This window comes from Methylophilus sp. (genome assembly GCF_035460085.1).
In the GTDB taxonomy this organism is placed as follows: domain Bacteria; phylum Pseudomonadota; class Gammaproteobacteria; order Burkholderiales; family Methylophilaceae; genus Methylophilus.
Genome location: NZ_DATHWZ010000003.1, coordinates 36,038 through 54,952, shown reverse-complemented (window position 1 = coordinate 54,952; position 18,915 = coordinate 36,038). Strand labels below are relative to the sequence as shown.

Genomic DNA, 18,915 nt, shown 5'->3' with positions numbered 1-18,915 from the left:
AGCAAAGCCCCGGCAGCAATATCCCACGGTGACAAGTTGATTTCAAAAAAGCCATCAGAAAAGCCTGCCGCTACATAAGCCAAATCAAGCGCAGCCGAGCCGGGACGGCGCAAACCGGAGGTTTTCTTGGCCATATCGCGGAAAATATTGATATAGGTTTCCAAATAGCTGAAGTCTTTAAATGGGAAACCGGTCGAAAGTAAAGCTTCTTGTAATTTGGCACGCTGAGTCACGCGAATACGGCGGTTATTCAAGAATGCACCGCTGCCTCTTGTAGCCGTAAACAAATCATTGCGCACCGGGTCGTAAATGACAGCCTGTGTCAGCACACCTTTTTCCTGCAAGGCGATTGAGATACAGTAAGCCGGGAAACCATGCAGGAAGTTGGTCGTTCCATCCAGGGGGTCAATGATCCAGATACTTTCAGACTCTGAATTTGTTTTGCCGCTTTCTTCACCCAAAAAACCATGTTTTGGGTAAGCATCTTTCAATATATCGATAATCGCTTGCTCAGCACCGCGGTCGACTTCGCTGACAAAGTCGTTGGTATCCTTTTGCTCAATTTTTAAAGCGCCAATATCCTGGGCGGCACGGTTAATGATTTTGCCTGCTTCACGCGCGGCGCGAATGGCGACATTTAAGGTTGGATGCATGCTGTGTTTGGGAGGATCAACTGATAAAATAGCATTTTAACGTTTTATCATGCGTTCACAAAATGAAATGCACTTTAATCTCTGACGTTTTGTGAACCAGCCAGCCGGACTCATGACAACCCACTTCAATAATATTCGCGTTGTACTCTGCCAAACCAGCCATCCCGGCAATATTGGCTCCACTGCGCGCGCCATGAAAACCATGGGCCTCAATCGTCTTTACCTGGTAAGGCCCAAGCACTTCCCAGATCCCGAAGCCACTTCACTAGCGGTGAATGCGGCTTGCGTGCTTGATGATGCCGTGGTGACACAAACATTGGAAGAAGCTTTGGCCGACTGCCAGTTTGTCATTGGTGTGAGCGGCAAAGAACGCTCTTTGTCGCAGCAGGTGATGACCGTGCGTGAAGCGGCGCAAGAAGTGAAAAACACTGCCGAACACAGCCAGGTTGCGCTGGTATTCGGCACCGAAATGAGTGGCCTCAGCAATGCCGAAGCAGATCTCTGCCATGTGCTGGCGACCATTCCTGCCAATCCCGAATACACTTCGCTCAATCTGGCGCAGGCGGTACAGATCATGTGCTATGAAATCCGCATGGCGATGACCACCGGTGAATTACATTACCAGGAAAAACCGGTTGAACTCGCCTCACAGGATGATCTGGAGCGTTTTTACGAGCATATGCGTGAAGTGCTGGAACATATTGGCTATATCAATCCGCGGGCGCCAAAAAAATTATTTGAGCGTTTGCGTCGTTTGTATGGTCGTACCCGGCTGGAGAAAGAGGAAGTGAATTTATTACGCGGAATCCTGACGCTGTCGGTCAATCCGAAAAAGCATGATAAATATTAATTTTTTTATTTCTTTGCAAGTCAGCCCAAAAACGCGCTTCTCACCGTGAATGTATAGATCGACTTACGTCAGCATTTATCCGAATTCTAAATAGCCTCCTGCCAAACCCTGGCTTTTCAGCATGCGCATCACTTGTGGCATAATGCGCGCATGTTTGATCACCTAAAAGAAGATATTTCTATCGTGTTTGACCGCGATCCGGCGGCGCGCACGCATTTTGAAATCCTCACCACCTACCCTGGTGTGCACGCGCTAATAATCCACCGGCTTAGCCATTGGCTATGGACACACCGCTTGTACTGGTTTGGCCGCTTGCTGTCTCACTTTAGCCGCTGGATCACCGGGATTGAAATTCATCCTGGCGCAGTCATCGGTCACCGCGTATTTATCGACCATGGCATGGGCGTCGTGATTGGTGAAACAGCAGTGATTGGCGATGACTGTACGCTATATCATGGCGTCACGCTTGGTGGAACAAGCTGGAATAAAGGTAAACGTCACCCGACGCTGGAGTCTGGTGTGGTCATTGGCGCTGGCGCCAAAGTGCTGGGTCCGATCACGATCAGTAAAAATGCCAAAATCGGCTCCAATGCCGTTGTCGTTAAAGATGTGCCGGAAGGTGCGACAGCGGTTGGTATTCCTGCACGCATACTGGAAGAAGAAAAAAGCAAGCAACGGCAAAGTGCGGCAGAAAGATTGGGGTTCAGTGCCTATGCAGTCGGCAATGATGAAAATGACCCAATGATCAAAGCCATCAATAGTTTGCTGGATCATGCGCACAAGCAGGAAATGGATATTGCCGAGTTGAGAACGCAGCTAGCCAAGCTCAGCGATGCTGAGACCGAGTCCGGTGTTGGAGACGCTTTCGCCAAAAAGCCCGAATAGAAATCCTGAATAAGAACCATTACCAATACCAGGATACATGCGGGTTTTAACCGCTTTTAATACAGAACTTTTTGCCCATAATAATTGACTAATTTAGTAGGTTATTATACAATTTGAGTCTGTTTTAAAAGGTACGTGATAGATGCGATTAACCACTAAAGGACGTTTTGCAGTGACCGCAATGCTTGACATTGCGCTCTACGAGGCTGACAAGCCAATCACCTTGGCTGGCATCAGCGAGCGTCAAAATATTTCCCTCTCCTATCTGGAACAATTATTCAGTCGCCTGCGTAAACAAGGCCTGGTTTCAAGTGTTCGCGGCCCAGGTGGTGGTTATCGTATTGCCAAGGCCCATGCAGAAATTTCTGTATCCGACATCATCACAGCAGTGGATGAACAGATTGATGCGACCCAATGTGGCGGCAATGAAGACTGTCATGATGAGGGCCGTTGCATGACGCATGAGTTGTGGGCGTCACTGAATGGCAAGATTTTAGACTATCTGTCCGGGGTCAGTTTGGCGGATATGGTCGATATGCAGAAGAGAAAAGGTGCTGGCACAGTGCATTTTTCGCCACGTAAATGTGGGCCTGACGCCACGCTTGCAGCTTAAGGCAGCGTTTAGATCGCATGAATACGGTTTATTTCGACCACAATAGCACCACAACTTTAAAGCCTCAGGTTTTACAGGCCATGCTGCCTTGGTTATCTAAAACAGCCGGCAATGCGACCAGCCGTCATATCTATGGCCGCAATGTGAGAGATGCTGTTGAAGCAGCCAGGAAACAAATCGCAGAATGCGTGGGTGTACAAGCCTCGCAAGTGGTGTTCACCTCTGGTGGCACAGAAGCAAACAATTTTGCAGTTAAAGGCATCACTGCCAATTTGACACCTACCCAAATACTGGTCAGCGCGATTGAACATCCTTGTGTATCGCGCCCGGCACAATCACTGGCCTGGCATAATTGGCAAGTGCAAAGCATAAAGACCAATGCACAAGGTGTGATAGATCTGGCGGATGCTGAAGAAAAGTTAAACACCCGTACTGGCCTGGTATCAGTCATGCTGGCGAACAACGAAACGGGCGCCATCCAGCCAATTGCTGAACTGGCTGCGTTAACCAGATCCAAAGGTGCTTTGCTGCACACCGATGCAGTGCAGGCATTTGGCAAGCTCGCAGTAAATTTCGAGACACTAGGCGTGCATGCCATGACGATATCCAGCCACAAAATTGGCGGCCCAGTCGGTGTAGGTGCCTTGATACTGGATAAGCGTGTAGATATCGGGCCTTTGCTGCATGGTGGTGGTCAGGAGCGTGGCCTCCGCAGTGGGACTGAGAATGTCGCTGGAATTGTTGGCTTTGCAGAAGCATGCAAACTGGCAACGGAAACATTGAAAACACGCAGTTTGGCCCAAACTAAGTTACGTAACGGGCTTGAAGTTGGTTTGCAAGGTTTGGATGCTGTGATTTTTGGCCAACAAGCAGAGCGCCTGCCAAACACCAGTTTTTTTGCTATCCCCAATATTGAAGGGGAAACATTAGTGACGGCACTGGATAAAGCCGGTTATGCGGTTGCGAGTGGCTCCGCGTGCTCTAGTGATAGCACTGAACCTAGCCATGTATTATTGGCAATGGGTGTTGACTCTGACCTGGCTCGCAGTGCAATCCGTGTGAGTTTAGGCGAAAGCAATAGTGAATCAGAAGTACAGGGATTTTTAAAAGCGTTGCAGCAGGAAGTGAAACGCTTAAAAGGATTAAATGCCGTTGCGGCATAAGATTTTTATTGAAAGAGCATGAATATGTCTGATAGAAAGCCGATTTACCTGGATTACTCTGCGACGACACCGGTAGACCCGCGTGTTGCGCAAAAAATGATCCCTTTTTTGACCGAAGACTATGGCAACCCTGCTTCACGCAGCCATCCATATGGTTGGACAGCCGAAAAAGCAGTTGAAAACGCACGCGAAGAAGTTGCCAAACTGGTGAATGCAGATCCACGTGAAATCGTATGGACGTCTGGAGCGACTGAGTCTAACAACCTGGCTATCAAAGGCGCTGCACATTTTTATGCTGAGGGCAAAGGCAAACACATTATTACGGCTGCCACAGAGCACAAAGCGGTATTGGATACTGTGCGTGAGTTAGAGCGTGAAGGCTATGAAGCGACTTACCTGCAACCAGAAGCGGATGGCCTGATTGCCATTGAGAAGTTCAAAGCGGCAATCCGCCCGGATACGGTACTGGCATCCATTATGTTGGTGAACAATGAAATCGGCGTGATCCAGGACATCGAAGCACTGGGAAATGTATGCCGTGCCAACAATGTAATTTTCCACGTGGATGCCGCGCAAGCGACAGGCAAAGTGGTGATTGACCTGGAAAAACTGCCGGTCGATCTGATGAGCTTCTCTGCACATAAAACCTACGGCCCAAAAGGCATAGGTGCACTGTATGTGCGTCGTAAACCACGTATCCGTATCGAAGCGCAAATGCACGGTGGTGGTCATGAACGCGGTATGCGTTCCGGCACATTGGCAACGCATCAGATTGCCGGTATGGGTGAAGCTTTCCGTATCGCACGTGAAGAAATGGCAAGTGAGAACGAACGTATTCGCATGTTGCGTGACCGCTTGCTTCACGGCCTGCTGGATATCGAGGAAACGTATGTAAACGGCGACCTGGACCACCGTGTGCCGCATAACCTTAACGTCAGCTTCAATTTTGTTGAAGGTGAATCACTGATCATGGCGATTAAAGGTATCGCAGTTTCTTCCGGCTCCGCATGTACTTCAGCCAGCCTGGAACCTAGCTACGTGTTACGTGCTTTAGGTCGCTCAGACGAACTTGCACATAGCTCGATTCGTTTCAGCATTGGCCGTTTTACTACTGAAGCAGATGTGGATTACACGATAGACCTGTTGAAGAGCAAGATTGACAAGTTGCGTGAACTCTCGCCATTGTGGGAGATGTTCAAGGATGGGATTGATTTGTCCAAAGTAGAATGGGCAGAACATTAAAAATTGATCTTTGACTGCCTGGCGTTGTTGTCGGATTGCTTGTTTAGAAACACTAAACCGCGCAACCCTCCGCCTAGCCAGACAATCAAATCTTCAATTTTTTAAAGAATGGAAGTTTAACTAAAAATTAAAAGGCAAAACAAAATCAAGGCGGTGAGGCGCAGACAGTACGCAAGTACGGCAAGCCGAACCAACACAGAGTTTGTGCCGCATTTTAATTTCTAAGGAGTGTGAGATGGCATATAGCGACAAGGTTTTAGACCACTACGAAAACCCACGTAACGTTGGTTCTATGGATAAAAACGACCCGACAGTCGGCACTGGCATGGTAGGTGCGCCTGCTTGCGGTGACGTGATGAAGCTGCAGATCAAGGTCAACACTGCTGGCGTGATTGAAGATGCCAAATTCAAGACTTATGGTTGTGGCTCAGCGATTGCCTCAAGCTCCCTGGTGACAGAATGGCTTAAAGGTAAAACACTGGATCAGGCACAGGAGATCAAGAATTCTGCGATTGCAGAAGAATTGGCCCTGCCGCCAGTCAAAATCCACTGCTCAGTGCTGGCAGAAGATGCGATTAAATCTGCGATTGCTGACCTGAAATCCAAACAAGGTCATTAAGATGGCGATTACCCTGACAGAAACTGCGGCCCAACGCGTAGAGAAATTCCTTGCCAATCGTGGCAAAGGGATTGGTTTGCGCCTGGGCGTGAAAACCACCGGCTGTTCCGGCATGGCATACACGCTGGAATTTGTCGATGATATGCTGCCGGAAGACAGCATGTTTGAAAGCTACGGGGTCAAAGTGATCGTGGATCCGAAAAGCCTGGTCTATATCGATGGGACAGAACTGGACTTCACTAAAGAGGGCTTAAACGAAGGTTTTAAGTTTAACAACCCGAATGTGAAAGATGAATGTGGTTGTGGCGAGTCATTCACGGTCTAAGCCGGTAATTGCCAGCTTCGTCCTCCCGGCTCCCATTTTCTTTACCATACAGTAGATTTTGCATCCTCTTTTTTGCTTTTGCTGCTAACCATGCAAAATTATTTCGCCTTATTCCAGCTTCCACAGCAATTCAATATAGAGTCAGCGACGCTGGATGCGCACTACCGCAAACTGTTGGCTGAAGTGCATCCTGACAAGTTCGTGAATGCCTCTCCGGCAGAGCGCTTACAGTCCATGCAACAAGCCACTTTAGCCAATGAGGCTTACCAAACGCTTAAACAGCCGACTGCGCGGGCACGTTACCTGCTGCAACTGGCTGGCGTTGCCACAGATGAAGAAAACAATACGGCGATGCCTGCGGATTTCCTGATGTCACAAATGGAATGGCGCGAAGCGATGGATGATGCCAAATTTGCCAAAGATATCGCAGCGCTGGATACGCTTTTGAAAGAGATGCGTATCGAGGCTAAAGGCCTGCAACAGCAAGTGGCTGAAGAAATTACACAAGCCCCTGCACAAGCAGCCATGACAGTCCGAAAACTGCAGTTTATTGATAAAGTGAGTGAAGATGTGAATGCATTGATCGCTCAGTTGGAAGATTAAGTTTCATGGCGTTATTACAGATTTCAGAACCAGGTATGTCCCCTGCCCCGCACCAGCACAAGCTGGCGGTTGGCATTGATTTGGGCACTACTAATTCACTGGTTGCGACCGTCCGCAGTGGCATGAGCACCGTGTTGCATGATGAACACGGTCATGCCTTGTTGCCTTCTGTTGTACGCTATCTTGAAGATGCCGTTGTCGTTGGCCATGAGGCACAAGCCGCTCAAAGCCTGGACCCGGTCAATACCATTGTCTCGGTGAAACGCTTTATGGGACGTGCCTTGAACGACATCACGGATCGTGCGCATATTCCCTACCACTTTGTTGAAAATGCATCCTCACAAGGCATTCTGGAACTGAAAACACGTGCCGGCCTGAAAAGCCCGGTCGAAATTTCGGCGGATATTTTAAAAGCGTTGAAAATCCGTGCCGAGAAAGCCTTGGGCGGTGAACTCACTGGCGTAGTGGTGACCGTGCCGGCTTACTTTGACGATGCCCAGCGCCAGGCAACAAAAGATGCTGCCAGGCTGGCTGGCCTCAACGTTTTGCGCCTCTTGAATGAACCCACGGCAGCCGCAGTAGCCTATGGCCTGGATAATGCCTCTGAAGGAATCTATGTCATTTATGACCTGGGTGGTGGCACGTTTGATATCTCGATTCTGCGCTTGAGCAAAGGGATATTCGAGGTCCTGGCGACCAATGGTGACTCTGCCCTTGGTGGCGATGATTTTGATCACCGCATTTACTGCTGGGTACTGGACCAGGTACGTAGTAAAACGGATGACTTTAAGCCTCTGACCGAAGTGGATACGCGCTTGCTGCTTACCAAATCACGCCAGGCTAAAGAATGGCTGACCGACAATCACGAAGCGAATATCCTTTGTAAACTCAGCAATGGCGCATTGGTGGATGAAACGCTGACAGTCACACAATTTATCAGCCTGACCGAAAACCTGGTCAGTAAAACTTTAAGCCCTACCCGTAAAGCCATGCGTGATGCAGGCCTGAGTAAGGAAGAGATCAAAGGCGTAGTGCTGGTCGGCGGCGCTACCCGCATGCCACATATCCGTCATGCAGTGCAGGCGTTTTTCCAGCAAGAGCCTTTGACCAATCTTGACCCGGACAAAGTGGTTGCGCTTGGTGCAGCCATCCAGGCCAATGTACTGGCAGGCAACCGCAGTGAAGAGGATTTGTTGCTACTGGATGTCACACCGTTATCGCTTGGGTTGGAAACCATGGGCGGGCTGGTAGAAAAAGTGATTCCGCGTAATTCGACCTTGCCAATTGCCCGCGCCCAGGATTTCACCACTTACAAAGATGGCCAAACCGCCATGGCGATCCATGTCGTACAAGGCGAACGCGAACTGGTTGCCGACTGTCGCTCGCTGGCGCGTTTTGAATTACGGGGTATTCCGCCAATGGCTGCAGGTGCTGCGCGCATCCGCGTTACTTTCCAGGTGGATGCCGACGGCTTACTCTCTGTCAGTGCGCGTGAACAAACCAGCGGCGTTGAAGCCAATATTACCGTCAAGCCTTCTTATGGATTAAGTGAAGATCAAATCACATCCATGTTAAAAGACTCGTTTGGGGCTGCAGAAAGCGACAAAGCAGCGCGCATGCTGCGTGAGGCGACCGTGGATGCACAACGTCTGATTGAAGCGATTGAAGCAGCGCTCACTGAAGATGGTGAAGCATTACTGTCGCAACATGAACGTACCTCTATACAAGCGCATCTCGAAACCTTGCGTGCTTTATCCCAAGGTACGGATAGCCAGGCCATTAAGCAAGGCACTGAAGCTTTAAACCATGCCACCGAAGATTTTGCCGCCAAACGTATGGATGCTTCTGTACAAAAAGCCCTCGCGGGTAAAAACCTGGACTCTCTGGAACTGTAATATGCCTAAAATCACCATACTTCCACATTCTGAACTTTGCCCGCAAGGTGCGGTGATTGAAGCAGAAAAAGGTACTTCCATCTGCGATGCATTACACAATCACGATATTGATATCGACAGTGCCTGTGGTGGTGTATGTGCGTGTACCACTTGCCATGTCGTTGTGCGCCAAGGCTTCAAAACTTTGAATGACATTGAAGAAGATGAAGAAGATATGCTGGACAGGGCCTGGGGTTTGCAGCCATTCTCCCGGTTGTCCTGCCAGGCTATCTTGCAGGAAGAAGATGTCACAGTGGAAATCCCCAAATACAGCATTAACCTGGCTAAAGAAGGCCACCAGTAATAAAAAAGCCGATGTAAACATCGGCTTTTTTATTATATTGCTTTGGATGAACGGATCATTAACTCAGGCTATCGACTAAGTATGCACGTATTATCCGACAAATGTATCATCCAGGAAATTCACTTTACCATTTGAAATATCGTATATCGCGCCGACGATACCGATTTGCTTGCTGTGTAACATTTCATCGACGATATCACTGCTGCGGATGATCGTATCAATCTGATACCTGACATTCAATTCATTAATCCTTTCAACAAAGTCGCTATTTTTGGAATTGCGTTGTGCAGGATCAGCCACGGTCTTTTCATGACGGATTGAAGGTTTGATCAGGTTAATGATTTCACCGATGTGACCATCTTTAAAATCATCGCAAGCTGCTTTCACTGCACCACACGAGCTGTGCCCCATCACCACAATCAACTTGCTGCCCAGGTATTTACTGGCAAACTCAAGGCTACCTATGGCTTTGTCTGAAGCAATATTTCCCGCCAGGCGTACGCTGAAAATATCACCAAGTGCCTGATCAAATAGCAGTTCGACTGGTGCGCGCGAATCACTGCAACTCAGGAAAGAGGCGAAAGGATGCTGTTTGTCTTTGGTGATTTGAATCAGCGCCTTGAAATCTTTTTCTTCTTCTATATCGGAAGTAAAACGACGGTTACCTTCTATCAAGATATCCAGTGCTTCACGTGGCGTCATTTTGTCACGGTCCAGTAATGGGTGTTTGTACATATGATGTATATCCTCTATTGAATGATTATTTTAACGAGGCCGCTTTGGGCCCTGCTTTATTAATGCCCAAGTAAATACTTGGGCGGGTTGAATGCAATGGTTTCCACCACGATATTTTTCATCTTGGCATGCTGTTGGTAATCTTGAATGAACTCCACCACATCATAGGCAATCGACTTGCTCTGTGTGCAATCAATCACGACTTTGCTGTTGCGTGGAATGGATTCCAATACTTCCAGGATACTGGCCTTATTAAAAAAGGACACTTCTTCAGCCAGGACCAGCTGGTAAACTTCCTGGCCATCCATGGTAGAGCGAGTTTGTTTAATGTAATGTGAATTGCGATAGCTGTGATGCAGGGTGAAGAACACAGCCACAACCAAGCCCAGTCCAATGCCGGTCAGCAGGTCAGTAAACACGATTGCCAGGATAGTAATGATAAAAGGCGCGAACTGTTCCCAGCCTAATGCATACATTTGCTTGAACAAGCTAGGCTTAGCTAGCTTGTAACCAACCATAATCAAAATGGTCGCCAAGCTCGCCAAAGGTACCATATTCAGGAAACTGGCAATGGTGAGTGCACTCAACAGTAACCAGAAACCGTGCAGGATGGCAGATATTTTTGTTTGCGCGCCAAAAGTGATATTGGCACTACTGCGCACGATGACCTGTGTAATCGGCAAGCCGCCTATCATGCCTGAAACTATGTTGCCTAATCCTTGTGCCTTGAGTTCCTGGTTGGTGGGGGTCACACGCTTCATCGGGTCCAGTTTATCGGTGGCTTCTACACAAAGCAGAGTTTCCAGACTAGCCACAATTGCCATGACCAATGCGACCTTGATGACTGCCGGCTGTGCCATCTGGCTGAAATCAGGATGGGTGAAAAAACTAAAAAAGTCGCCCAGGCTGTTTGCCACAGGCAAGCTCACAATTTGCGAATCTTCCAGCTTGAAGTTCAGCCATCCTTGCAGGAATGCCCACTGCAATGCGATACCAACCAGCACGACTACGATCGGCCCTTGTAACAACTGGAAGAAACGGTGTTTTTTTACAAGCACGGCATCCCACAAGATCAAAATCGCAAAAGAAATAACGGCGATCAAAATCGCGCCCGGCGTGAGCAGGTCCCATGCCTGCAAAATATCGGTGAACGTATTATTGCCCCCAGCCTGCTCAAAGGCTTCATCACCTTCAAAATCGGCATCATAACCAAGCGCGTGAGGAATCTGCTTCAAGATGATTAACAATCCAATGCCTGTCAGCATGCCTTTGATGACCGAAGTGGGTACAAAGTAAGCAATAAATCCGGCTTTAAACTGGCCAAGCAAAAACTGGAAAACGCCTGCTAGAACCACTGCGGCTAAAAAGACTTCATAGGAACCCAGATTACCGATGGCTGCGAGCACAATGACAGCCAGGCCCGCTGCCGGACCACTTACACCTAGCTGGGAGCCGCTGGCTAAACCGACGACGATACCACCGACAATACCTGCGATCACGCCGGAGAAAAGGGGTGCCCCTGAAGCAAGTGCAATCCCAAGGCAAAGCGGTAACGCAACGAAGAAAACAACAATTGATGCGGGTAAGTCCTGATTAAAATGCTTGAAGTGATCGATAAAATTCGACCTGACTGATGGTGCGGACATAGTGTACTTCCTTCTCATGTGAAACAATTTTTCGTTATATTATCTTGATCAATATAATCAATTTTATGGTTTTATTATAAACACAAAACCCCGCATGAATGCGGGGTCGATGGCCAAATTTAAAAATTCGGATACTTAGTCAGCTGTTGGTGCAACATATGGTCGTTTGCCAATAAAGTTCAACCGTAGTTGATCATGTTTATCAAAGCCCTTTTCTGGCTTGTCAGTCACGATACCTGCACCTTCCCATTTATCCTCAGGGCTCTGTTGCTTGGCAACAGGGGCCTTCGAATAAGGCCGCTGGCCGGCAAAGTTTTTTTGATGCAAAGTACGCACACCATTTTCCTGCTCTTGTGTTTCATCCGCATGAACATTCGCCAACAAGCCGAATGAAACCAATACTACCAATAATAATCTGCTCATTTCATACTCCTTTATCATTTAATTTGTCACGCAGCCTTATCGCATCCTAACCAAGGCCTGGCACTATTATCTGCCAGCAACCTTACGCGACTCTGACTACAGAGGACGCTTGCCGATCGAATGCATTCTCAATAATTGCAAGTGTCTTTCTTTCTGTTCTTGGCCGGCCGTCATGGATGCACCTTCCCAGCCTTGTTCAGCAGCAGGCTTGTTCGCTATCACCACGGGTGCGCTGTAGGGTCTTCTGCTGAAGGATTGGTGTTGATGGACTCTGGATTCAACGGTCACTTCTTCATTTTGATCTTGGGCATTCACCGGCAAAGCCGCTACCAAACCAAAAACCATTAACATTGCTGTATAAACGTTACGCATATTATTTCTCCTGTTCACTGTTTGTTGGACATTCATAGTTCGTTGGGGTTTTAATTGATTCATCATGGTTTGCATTTTGCACCGCAGCTGGCAACAAAAAATCTACCGATATAGGTAGTTCGGTATATACTTAACGGCATATGCCGAATGACAGCCCTACACCAGCCACCGACAGCGCATTTGCCCTGCGCAGCGCCTTGAAACAGAACCAGGCGCAAATCGCACAGGACAAACTATTTGAAAAGTTTGGACAACAACTTTTCGTTTCCGGTTGGTCAACTGAGTTATTGCAATGGTTACTGGATGAGATTTGCCTGCAATTCGGTGCCCAGCATGGATTGATCAGCCAGCAACATGGCGGTGCATTAAAAATACTGGCCCAGCGTGGCAAGAGTTTCCCGGTGGGCGCCCGTATACCCATGCTAGGCGCTCTCGGACAATGGTTGAAAGAACCCATCCGCTTTGAAGTCCACCAGCAATATGTGCCAAGCTTGTGGACATTACAGCTTCCCGCAGAAAATCAGACAGGAATGCTTTGCTACCATTTTCCTATCGCATGCCAGCAACGTGCGGTTGGTTTAATGGCTTTGCTGACAGGCAATCCATTAAGTCATAACAGCCTGCAAATCCTGTATAGCCTGTGCGGCATGCTTGGGTTTGCTCTGTATGGGCAGGCACAAGCAACATCAGTGATTGATGATAGTTACCTGCAGAAACTCACACCGCGTGAAAGGGAAGTCTTTGCCTTACTTCCTTCCGGGGCCAGCAATGCTTTGCTAGCCACGAAACTTGGGATTTCTCCCGGTACTGTCAAAATCCACATTGAACGCATTCTCAGCAAGCTGGATCTCAATGACCGCACACAAGCTGCGGTCAAGGCAGTGGAAGCCGGGTTCAAAAGTGGTGGATTGTGATGCCTGACATGCCTTTCCGTCACCTAAAAGCATTCAGTTATTTAAATCAATTGTGGCAAGATGCCCCGTTGACGATCAAGGGCATTATCCTGAATACCCTGCCCCTGACAGTATTACTGGCGTCACTGGCCCTGATTTTTGAAAGTGAGCAGCAAGCCGCTTTACTTGAAAGACGCGTGCAGAATGCCCTGCAAATCCAGCAAGACATCCAGACCTTGCAGACCCAACTGCTGGAAGCTTCTACCGGCGTGCGTGATTTCCTTCTCACGGGGAACAATCAATTTCTGTCCGGCTATGTCACTGCCAAAGAAGCCATGCCGCAATTACTCAATTCACTTGAACAGCGCCTGGACGATCAGTCGCAGCAGAAATTACTGCTGGTGATCCACCCACTGGTGCAGAAAAACCTGAATGACCTGGCGGCGCTGGCCAGCAATACGGATAAAGAAGCCAACGAAGAACTGATACGCAAGTTTAGCTCTCAAGGCGCGGCCATGAACCGCCTGCGCACGCATCTGGACCAGATGAGTTTGCGTGAATCCAGAATCGTCGACCAGGATAAAAAAGAAGTCATTTTCGAGCGCAAACGTAACCTGCGTATCACATTGATGGCGGTGATCGCAGGCGTATTAGGTTCTCTGATTGGCGTATGGGTTTTTACGCAGACCATTGTTGCGCGCGTCAGGACCATTCGCGACAGCGCCATTCACCTGGTGAAAAGTGAGCCGCTGGCATTGCCTACCATTAGCAAGGATGAACTGGGCGAATTGACTATGGAATTGGAGCATGCCTCTCAACTGTTGAATAAAAGTGCGCAAGAAGCGCATTTGGCCAGGGTCGAAGCAGAAGAAGCCAGTGCCGCCAAGAGTAACTTCCTCTCCCGCACCAGCCATGAACTGCGCACGCCCCTCAATGCGATTTTAGGATTCGCGCAGATCCTGGAAAACGACTTACCAGATGGCCGCCAGAAAGACAGCGCCACCCTAATACACAATGCTGGCCAACACTTACTTAAACTGATTAACGAGGTGCTGGATATTTCCCGTATCGAGAGCGGTGATATCGGTATGTCGATGGAAGTCATCGCGCTCAACCCCTTGCTGGAAGAGGCTTATCACTATCTGAAGCCGCTCGAAAAAGTGCGGGACATGACCATAGAAACACGTTTTGAACCGGGATTGAAAGTCCGTGCTGACAGACAGCGTTTACTGCAAGTGATCCTGAACCTGTTAGCCAATGCATTGAAGTATGGCCCGGACAATACGCAAGTCACGGTCATTGCCTATCGCCAACATGGCCATATCAGAGTGGAAGTGCAGGACCAGGGCAATGGCATTCCGGTAGCACTGCGTTCACGCCTGTTTACGCCGTTTGACCGGCTGGGTGCCGAGCGCACAGTGACCGAAGGCACTGGCTTGGGGCTGGTGCTCAGTAAACAATTGATGGATGCCATGGGTGGTCAGATTGGCGTGGCTGAGGATAAAAGCATGTTCTGGTTCAGTTTGCCAGCCTCTGAGGACGCGCTTCATGCAGAATCATCAGTCGAAGCTGCCACAGAACTCAACGTGCAGGGATCAGCAACAGCCTCTGCCAAACCCCGTAAACGTCATATCCTATATGTAGAAGATAACCACAGCAATCAGGCGTTAATGGAAGCGATTACGAGCAAACATCGCCATATCAAGCTGCATATCGCCGCCAGCTTGCAGGAAAGCATGGTGTGGTTGCGGGATATGACACCTGATCTGCTGTTACTGGATTTAAACCTGCCTGACGGTTCCGGTGAATCGCTGATTCAACATATCCAGTCTGCCCGCGATCACCTGCGGGATATTCCGCTAGTGATATTAAGTGCCGATGCCTTGCCAGAAACCATACATCGCCTGAATGCACTGGGCATCACGCATTATTTTACCAAGCCGTTAAACGTGGCCACCTTTAACCAGTTACTGTTAAACCTACTGCCTGAACCGACACCATGAATATTGAACAACTGCGCGCCTCCAAGATCCTGATCATTGATGATGCTGAAGCGAACTTAAGATTGCTTGAAGAATTACTGACAAAAGAAGGTTTCGAGCAAGTCATCAGCACCACTGACCCGACCAAAACCATGGATCTGGTCAATGCCTTTCAGCCCGATTTGATCCTGCTGGATTTGATGATGCCGGTATTAGACGGTTTTGCCGTGCTCGACCAGTTATCGCACCATCTCGGTCCCAATGAATATTTACCCGTGCTGGTACTGACAGCAGACGCAACCATTGCCACACGACGCAAGGCACTGGCATTGGGTGCAAAAGACTTTTTAACCAAGCCTTTTGACCCGATGGAAGCCATGCTGCGCGTCTGGATACTGCTAGAGACGCGCTGGCTATTTACCCAACTCAAGCAACATCAACCGAACCTGCAATTGCCGGGGTACGCATAATATTGCAGGCTTAATAGGTTGCAGCCTGAGCCTCTTGCGTTGGGCTACACGGTAGCGCGCTTGCTGGTATATTGCTGATTCAACTGTCTACGTAGTTGCTGTTTTTGCACTTCTGAGTGCAGGCTGGCCCCTTCCCAAGCCTGGTCAGCTTGCTCTGCATATTGGCCGACCACTGCCCTTCTCGCGATATTCTGATTCGCGCTTGCCTGGTCTGCCCAGGCAGATCCGGCAAATGCCAATGCTACCAAACTCATTAAGCCATACACTTTTACTGTTTTCATCGCACACGCTCCTTTGATTAAACTTCATGATTACCGCCTTTATGAGACGGATGTTATGTTGTTCACATTAGCGCGCCTGCCTTACAGCAGGCTTTCGTCAACCTTTCACCAACCTGAATACCCTGCGCAATGTCATACCCATTATTCAGCTTGAATTAAGGGGCGGACTGTATCGTGAAAACTCAACAATGAAAAATGGAGATGATGATGAACAAGTTACTGCAGAAATCGACCAATATATTGATGATTAGCCTGTTTTGCGGACTAATGGCAACGCAACCTGCATTGGCAGACGATGACGGAGACGATATACAAAAAATGACCGAGACTGCAAAAGCCTTTGGTTTTATCTCCTGGGAAGACGCCAAAAGCAAAGCGCTGGCCGCCAAGCCGGGGGTAGTCAAAGAAGTTGAGCTGGAACGCCGGAAATTTAAATCCGGCTGGGATTACGAAGTGGAGATTGTGGATGCCGAGGGTGCTGAATGGGAAGTATATTTAGACGCCAAAACCGGCAAAGTAAACAGCGTGAACCGTGACTGGTTTTAATATGAAGCCTGCTTTATGCAGGCTTTAACCTCAACTGCACTCGTAAACCACCTAACCGGGCAGAATGATCGAGGGATATCTCACCATGATAATGCTGCACAATATCCTGCACAATCGCCAGCCCCAGGCCACTGCCCGGTTTGGATTCATCCATGCGCATACCACGTTGCAGCAATGTGTCCAGTTCAGGGGCGCTACTGCCGGGGCCATCATCCTCGACCATGATCGTAATACCCTCATGTACTGAAATATTCAATTGAACCTGGCCACGACACCATTTGAAGGCGTTATCCAGTAAATTCCCCAAAAGCTCAAGCATATCTTCACGGTCAATCATCAGCTTGGTATGGGCATCATGTTGCCAGGCAAACGCCACCTGCTTTTCACTGTAAATCTTTTGCAAGGTTGCCACGAGTTTAGGAACTTCAATCTCTACATCTGTTTGCTGACTGGTATACACATCTCCCATCAGGCGGGCGCGTTTGAGCTCACGCTCGACATCCTGATGTATTTCTTCGGCACAGGCTTTCATGGTCAACCGCAATTGCGAAATGCCTATCCGTGACTCGTTATCGAACAGTAATTGCAAATGCGCCAGCCTGGTTTTTAAAGCATGTGCAAGGTTACCGATAGATAAACGTGACCGTTTGGTTTTCTGGCTGGCATTTTTTAAAATGCGATTGAATTCATTGACCAGTGGCATCACCTCTGCCGGGCCATTGGCGTTGATCTGCTGTAACTCACCACTGGCGACCCGTGCCAGATTGTCCTTGATCTCTTGTAGCGGATATAAACTATTCAGGACTATCCAGCGCTGTAATGCTAATAATGCGAGTAGCCCCAGTAGTGATAACACGCCATAGATACCTTGGAATACGCGCAGGCTATGCTGCAAATCGACCAGGCTTTCGGCGATATAAATAGTGATATTGCGTTGCTGTTTGCGGTAGCCATGGCCGAGTAACAACAAAGGTTGATCTTCAGGGCCGGTGATATGCGTCACCTGCTGTTCATCTACGGCCAAGGTCGAGACCGGCAAGCTGACATCCCAGGCAGAACGCGACTGGAGTTTATGCCCTTCATCGGTCATCACCACAAAATAATGGCCGGAGAACGGTCGCTGGTATCCGGTCGTCACCAGTCGTTGTTCCAGCATTGGCTGGCCACGCGCATTGACCGTCACGCCAGCCAGCAGCCCTTCTGCCTCCTGTTGCATGCGCCCAGTCATCTGCGACTGAATTAAATGATCAATCGTGAATGTCACCACCGCCCACTGCAATGTGAGCAAACCGACCAGGCTCAGCGTCAGGCCTAGCGAGAGCTGTCTGCGTAATGACTTCATACGCGAAGACTTTCAGGGTCTTGGCTACCGAATACATAGCCTTGCCCACGCCGTGTCTGGATCTTGTCTACCCCCACTTTCTGGCGCAAGCGATTCACATAGACTTCGATCACATTGCTGTCCTTATCTGCATCATAGGCATACACATGCTCGGTAAGCTCACTTTTGGATAAAATCCGCCCCGGATGCAGCATGAAATAACGCAGCAGGCGAAATTCAGTCCCCGTCAAAGTGTGTGATTCAGTGCCTGACCATACAGTTTGTGTGTGCTCATCCAAACGCAGACCTTCGCTGGCAAGATCACCACTGACCAACCCGATGCTACGCTTGTGCACGGCACTGATACGCGCCAACAGCTCTTCAATATGAAATGGTTTAGTGACATAGTCATCTGCCCCGAGGTTAAAGGCTTCCACTTTCTCCTGCCAGCTACTACGCGCAGTTAACACAATCACAGGCATGGTCAATCCTTCGGCGCGCCAGGCTTCCAGTACTTGCAGGCCGTTTAAACCTGGTAAGCCAAGGTCCAGGATAGCCACATCATACGGTTCCAGGCTACCCTGTATTCTGGCTTCTTTACCTTCTTGCATCCAGTCGCTGGCATAACCGGCAGCCTTAAGCGCCTGTTGCACATTGTTACCCAGCAACGCATCATCTTCTACCAGCAACAAACGCATTAGTCATCCAGTTCCATTTTGAGCAGCTGCCCTGTTCTGGCATCCAGCTTGAGTTCCCACACCTGGCTACGCATATCCAGTATTTCCACTTCATACAGATAACGGCCATGCTTTTTCTCGAGTTCCACTTCCAGAATTTCGCCAGCTTTATAAGACTTTGCCAGTTTGGATATTTTTTCCAGGCTCAGGATTTGCCCTTTAGCGGCAAGTTGCCCTGCGCTGGCCGGGCTTTCACCTGACCCCGCCTGTGGCAGCATCCAGCCTGCTGCAGCCATACTCAACACAACTAACCCTGCGATCAATCCCATGCGAGAGATTGTCCAGCTTCTGCGCATATCACTCCTTTATCGATGGATG

Annotated in this window: 23 protein-coding genes; 14 read left to right on the top strand and 9 right to left on the bottom strand. The window is 48.9% G+C overall.

Features of this window, described 5'->3' with window-relative positions; genetic code table 11:
• A partial coding sequence (locus VK958_RS00375) for an inositol monophosphatase family protein (protein ID WP_325238277.1) occupies nucleotides 1-653 on the bottom strand: 653 nt, incomplete at its 3' end.
• Between the two features lie 112 nt (nucleotides 654-765).
• Here VK958_RS00375 and VK958_RS00370 point away from each other — a divergent pair.
• The 10 genes from VK958_RS00370 (at nucleotide 766) to fdx (ending at nucleotide 9,191) form a co-directional block, all read left to right on the top strand.
• Nucleotides 766-1,503 (top strand): RNA methyltransferase, encoded by a 738-nt coding sequence (locus tag VK958_RS00370; protein ID WP_325238276.1) that lies wholly within the window; start codon nucleotides 766-768, stop codon nucleotides 1,501-1,503.
• A gap of 150 nt (nucleotides 1,504-1,653) precedes the next feature.
• Nucleotides 1,654-2,388, top strand: coding sequence for a serine O-acetyltransferase (gene cysE, locus VK958_RS00365; RefSeq protein ID WP_325238275.1), 735 nt, complete (start codon nucleotides 1,654-1,656; stop codon nucleotides 2,386-2,388).
• Nucleotides 2,389-2,530: 142 nt separating this feature from the next.
• On the top strand, nucleotides 2,531-3,001 hold the full coding sequence (locus VK958_RS00360; protein ID WP_325238274.1) for an Rrf2 family transcriptional regulator: 471 nt from the start codon (nucleotides 2,531-2,533) through the stop codon (nucleotides 2,999-3,001).
• A 17-nt stretch (nucleotides 3,002-3,018) separates the two neighbouring features.
• Nucleotides 3,019-4,164 (top strand): cysteine desulfurase family protein, encoded by a 1,146-nt coding sequence (locus tag VK958_RS00355; RefSeq protein WP_325238273.1) that lies wholly within the window; start codon nucleotides 3,019-3,021, stop codon nucleotides 4,162-4,164.
• 24 nt (nucleotides 4,165-4,188) lie between these two features.
• Complete coding sequence (locus tag VK958_RS00350) at nucleotides 4,189-5,406, top strand: IscS subfamily cysteine desulfurase (RefSeq protein WP_325238272.1); 1,218 nt, start codon at nucleotides 4,189-4,191, stop codon at nucleotides 5,404-5,406.
• A 235-nt stretch (nucleotides 5,407-5,641) separates the two neighbouring features.
• Nucleotides 5,642-6,025 carry a Fe-S cluster assembly scaffold IscU gene (gene iscU / locus VK958_RS00345; RefSeq protein WP_325238271.1) on the top strand — a complete coding sequence of 128 codons (384 nt, stop codon included), beginning with the start codon at nucleotides 5,642-5,644 and terminating at the stop codon, nucleotides 6,023-6,025.
• 1 nt (nucleotide 6,026) lies between these two features.
• Nucleotides 6,027-6,350 carry an iron-sulfur cluster assembly protein IscA gene (gene iscA, locus VK958_RS00340; RefSeq protein WP_325238270.1) on the top strand — a complete coding sequence of 108 codons (324 nt, stop codon included), beginning with the start codon at nucleotides 6,027-6,029 and terminating at the stop codon, nucleotides 6,348-6,350.
• A 90-nt stretch (nucleotides 6,351-6,440) separates the two neighbouring features.
• A complete protein-coding gene (gene hscB / locus VK958_RS00335) occupies nucleotides 6,441-6,953 on the top strand; it encodes a Fe-S protein assembly co-chaperone HscB (protein ID WP_325238269.1) in 513 nt (170 codons plus the stop codon).
• A gap of 5 nt (nucleotides 6,954-6,958) precedes the next feature.
• Nucleotides 6,959-8,848 (top strand): Fe-S protein assembly chaperone HscA, encoded by a 1,890-nt coding sequence (gene hscA / locus VK958_RS00330; protein WP_325238268.1) that lies wholly within the window; start codon nucleotides 6,959-6,961, stop codon nucleotides 8,846-8,848.
• Nucleotide 8,849: 1 nt separating this feature from the next.
• Complete coding sequence (gene fdx / locus VK958_RS00325) at nucleotides 8,850-9,191, top strand: ISC system 2Fe-2S type ferredoxin (protein ID WP_325238267.1); 342 nt, start codon at nucleotides 8,850-8,852, stop codon at nucleotides 9,189-9,191.
• 90 nt (nucleotides 9,192-9,281) lie between these two features.
• Here fdx and VK958_RS00320 read toward each other — a convergent pair whose 3' ends face one another.
• The 4 genes from VK958_RS00320 to VK958_RS00305 form a co-directional block, all read right to left on the bottom strand.
• Complete coding sequence (locus tag VK958_RS00320; RefSeq protein WP_325238266.1) at nucleotides 9,282-9,926, bottom strand: carbonic anhydrase; 645 nt, start codon at nucleotides 9,924-9,926, stop codon at nucleotides 9,282-9,284.
• Nucleotides 9,927-9,985: 59 nt separating this feature from the next.
• On the bottom strand, nucleotides 9,986-11,572 hold the full coding sequence (locus tag VK958_RS00315) for a SulP family inorganic anion transporter (protein WP_325238265.1): 1,587 nt from the start codon (nucleotides 11,570-11,572) through the stop codon (nucleotides 9,986-9,988).
• A gap of 135 nt (nucleotides 11,573-11,707) precedes the next feature.
• A complete protein-coding gene (locus tag VK958_RS00310) occupies nucleotides 11,708-11,995 on the bottom strand; it encodes a hypothetical protein (protein WP_325238264.1) in 288 nt (95 codons plus the stop codon).
• Nucleotides 11,996-12,091: 96 nt separating this feature from the next.
• Nucleotides 12,092-12,367, bottom strand: coding sequence for a hypothetical protein (locus VK958_RS00305; RefSeq protein WP_325238263.1), 276 nt, complete (start codon nucleotides 12,365-12,367; stop codon nucleotides 12,092-12,094).
• A 140-nt stretch (nucleotides 12,368-12,507) separates the two neighbouring features.
• Between VK958_RS00305 and VK958_RS00300 the strand changes: the two genes are divergently transcribed.
• From VK958_RS00300 to VK958_RS00290, 3 genes are read left to right on the top strand one after another with little or no spacing between them, the layout of a single operon-like run.
• Nucleotides 12,508-13,281 (top strand): response regulator transcription factor, encoded by a 774-nt coding sequence (locus VK958_RS00300; RefSeq protein ID WP_325238262.1) that lies wholly within the window; start codon nucleotides 12,508-12,510, stop codon nucleotides 13,279-13,281.
• The gene (locus tag VK958_RS00295; protein ID WP_325238261.1) at nucleotides 13,281-15,263 is read left to right on the top strand and encodes a hybrid sensor histidine kinase/response regulator; all 1,983 of its coding nucleotides are present in this window, start codon (nucleotides 13,281-13,283) and stop codon (nucleotides 15,261-15,263) included. Before VK958_RS00300 ends, VK958_RS00295 begins: the two co-directional genes overlap by 1 nt.
• A complete protein-coding gene (locus tag VK958_RS00290) occupies nucleotides 15,260-15,712 on the top strand; it encodes a response regulator (RefSeq protein WP_325238260.1) in 453 nt (150 codons plus the stop codon). Before VK958_RS00295 ends, VK958_RS00290 begins: the two co-directional genes overlap by 4 nt.
• A 44-nt stretch (nucleotides 15,713-15,756) precedes the next feature.
• Here the strand turns inward: VK958_RS00290 and VK958_RS00285 are convergent, their stop codons facing one another.
• Nucleotides 15,757-15,993, bottom strand: a complete 237-nt coding sequence (locus VK958_RS00285; protein ID WP_325238259.1) for a hypothetical protein — start codon at nucleotides 15,991-15,993, stop codon at nucleotides 15,757-15,759.
• Nucleotides 15,994-16,200: 207 nt separating this feature from the next.
• Here VK958_RS00285 and VK958_RS00280 point away from each other — a divergent pair, with 207 nt between their 5' ends.
• Nucleotides 16,201-16,539, top strand: a complete 339-nt coding sequence (locus VK958_RS00280; RefSeq protein ID WP_325238258.1) for a PepSY domain-containing protein — start codon at nucleotides 16,201-16,203, stop codon at nucleotides 16,537-16,539.
• A 13-nt stretch (nucleotides 16,540-16,552) separates the two neighbouring features.
• Here VK958_RS00280 and VK958_RS00275 read toward each other — a convergent pair whose 3' ends face one another.
• Genes VK958_RS00275 through VK958_RS00265 form a run of 3 tightly spaced genes read right to left on the bottom strand, consistent with a single transcriptional unit; the run spans nucleotide 16,553 to nucleotide 18,833 of the window.
• On the bottom strand, nucleotides 16,553-17,881 hold the full coding sequence (locus VK958_RS00275; RefSeq protein WP_325238257.1) for a sensor histidine kinase: 1,329 nt from the start codon (nucleotides 17,879-17,881) through the stop codon (nucleotides 16,553-16,555).
• The gene (locus VK958_RS00270) at nucleotides 17,878-18,558 is read right to left on the bottom strand and encodes a response regulator transcription factor (protein ID WP_325238256.1); all 681 of its coding nucleotides are present in this window, start codon (nucleotides 18,556-18,558) and stop codon (nucleotides 17,878-17,880) included. The genes VK958_RS00275 and VK958_RS00270 overlap by 4 nt, the downstream gene beginning before the upstream one ends.
• Nucleotides 18,558-18,833: a PepSY domain-containing protein gene (locus tag VK958_RS00265; RefSeq protein ID WP_325238278.1), complete on the bottom strand. Its 276-nt coding sequence runs from the start codon at nucleotides 18,831-18,833 to the stop codon at nucleotides 18,558-18,560. Before VK958_RS00265 ends, VK958_RS00270 begins: the two co-directional genes overlap by 1 nt.
• Nucleotides 18,834-18,915 lie beyond the last annotated feature (82 nt).

Coding starts and splice junctions, on each gene's coding strand:
- VK958_RS00275 (WP_325238257.1), bottom strand. CDS start 17,881: ATGAAGTCATTACGCAGACAGCTCTCGCTAGGCCTGACGCTGAGCCTG.
- VK958_RS00280 (WP_325238258.1), top strand. CDS start 16,201: ATGAACAAGTTACTGCAGAAATCGACCAATATATTGATGATTAGCCTG.
- VK958_RS00300 (WP_325238262.1), top strand. CDS start 12,508: ATGCCGAATGACAGCCCTACACCAGCCACCGACAGCGCATTTGCCCTG.
- VK958_RS00305 (WP_325238263.1), bottom strand. CDS start 12,367: ATGCGTAACGTTTATACAGCAATGTTAATGGTTTTTGGTTTGGTAGCG.
- VK958_RS00370 (WP_325238276.1), top strand. CDS start 766: ATGACAACCCACTTCAATAATATTCGCGTTGTACTCTGCCAAACCAGC.
- VK958_RS00355 (WP_325238273.1), top strand. CDS start 3,019: ATGAATACGGTTTATTTCGACCACAATAGCACCACAACTTTAAAGCCT.
- VK958_RS00350 (WP_325238272.1), top strand. CDS start 4,189: ATGTCTGATAGAAAGCCGATTTACCTGGATTACTCTGCGACGACACCG.
- VK958_RS00320 (WP_325238266.1), bottom strand. CDS start 9,926: ATGTACAAACACCCATTACTGGACCGTGACAAAATGACGCCACGTGAA.
- VK958_RS00270 (WP_325238256.1), bottom strand. CDS start 18,558: ATGCGTTTGTTGCTGGTAGAAGATGATGCGTTGCTGGGTAACAATGTG.
- hscA (WP_325238268.1), top strand. CDS start 6,959: ATGGCGTTATTACAGATTTCAGAACCAGGTATGTCCCCTGCCCCGCAC.
- VK958_RS00265 (WP_325238278.1), bottom strand. CDS start 18,833: ATGGCTGCAGCAGGCTGGATGCTGCCACAGGCGGGGTCAGGTGAAAGC.
- iscA (WP_325238270.1), top strand. CDS start 6,027: ATGGCGATTACCCTGACAGAAACTGCGGCCCAACGCGTAGAGAAATTC.
- VK958_RS00285 (WP_325238259.1), bottom strand. CDS start 15,993: ATGAAAACAGTAAAAGTGTATGGCTTAATGAGTTTGGTAGCATTGGCA.
- iscU (WP_325238271.1), top strand. CDS start 5,642: ATGGCATATAGCGACAAGGTTTTAGACCACTACGAAAACCCACGTAAC.
- VK958_RS00310 (WP_325238264.1), bottom strand. CDS start 11,995: ATGAGCAGATTATTATTGGTAGTATTGGTTTCATTCGGCTTGTTGGCG.
- VK958_RS00290 (WP_325238260.1), top strand. CDS start 15,260: ATGAATATTGAACAACTGCGCGCCTCCAAGATCCTGATCATTGATGAT.
- fdx (WP_325238267.1), top strand. CDS start 8,850: ATGCCTAAAATCACCATACTTCCACATTCTGAACTTTGCCCGCAAGGT.
- cysE (WP_325238275.1), top strand. CDS start 1,654: ATGTTTGATCACCTAAAAGAAGATATTTCTATCGTGTTTGACCGCGAT.
- VK958_RS00295 (WP_325238261.1), top strand. CDS start 13,281: ATGCCTGACATGCCTTTCCGTCACCTAAAAGCATTCAGTTATTTAAAT.
- VK958_RS00360 (WP_325238274.1), top strand. CDS start 2,531: ATGCGATTAACCACTAAAGGACGTTTTGCAGTGACCGCAATGCTTGAC.
- VK958_RS00315 (WP_325238265.1), bottom strand. CDS start 11,572: ATGTCCGCACCATCAGTCAGGTCGAATTTTATCGATCACTTCAAGCAT.
- hscB (WP_325238269.1), top strand. CDS start 6,441: ATGCAAAATTATTTCGCCTTATTCCAGCTTCCACAGCAATTCAATATA.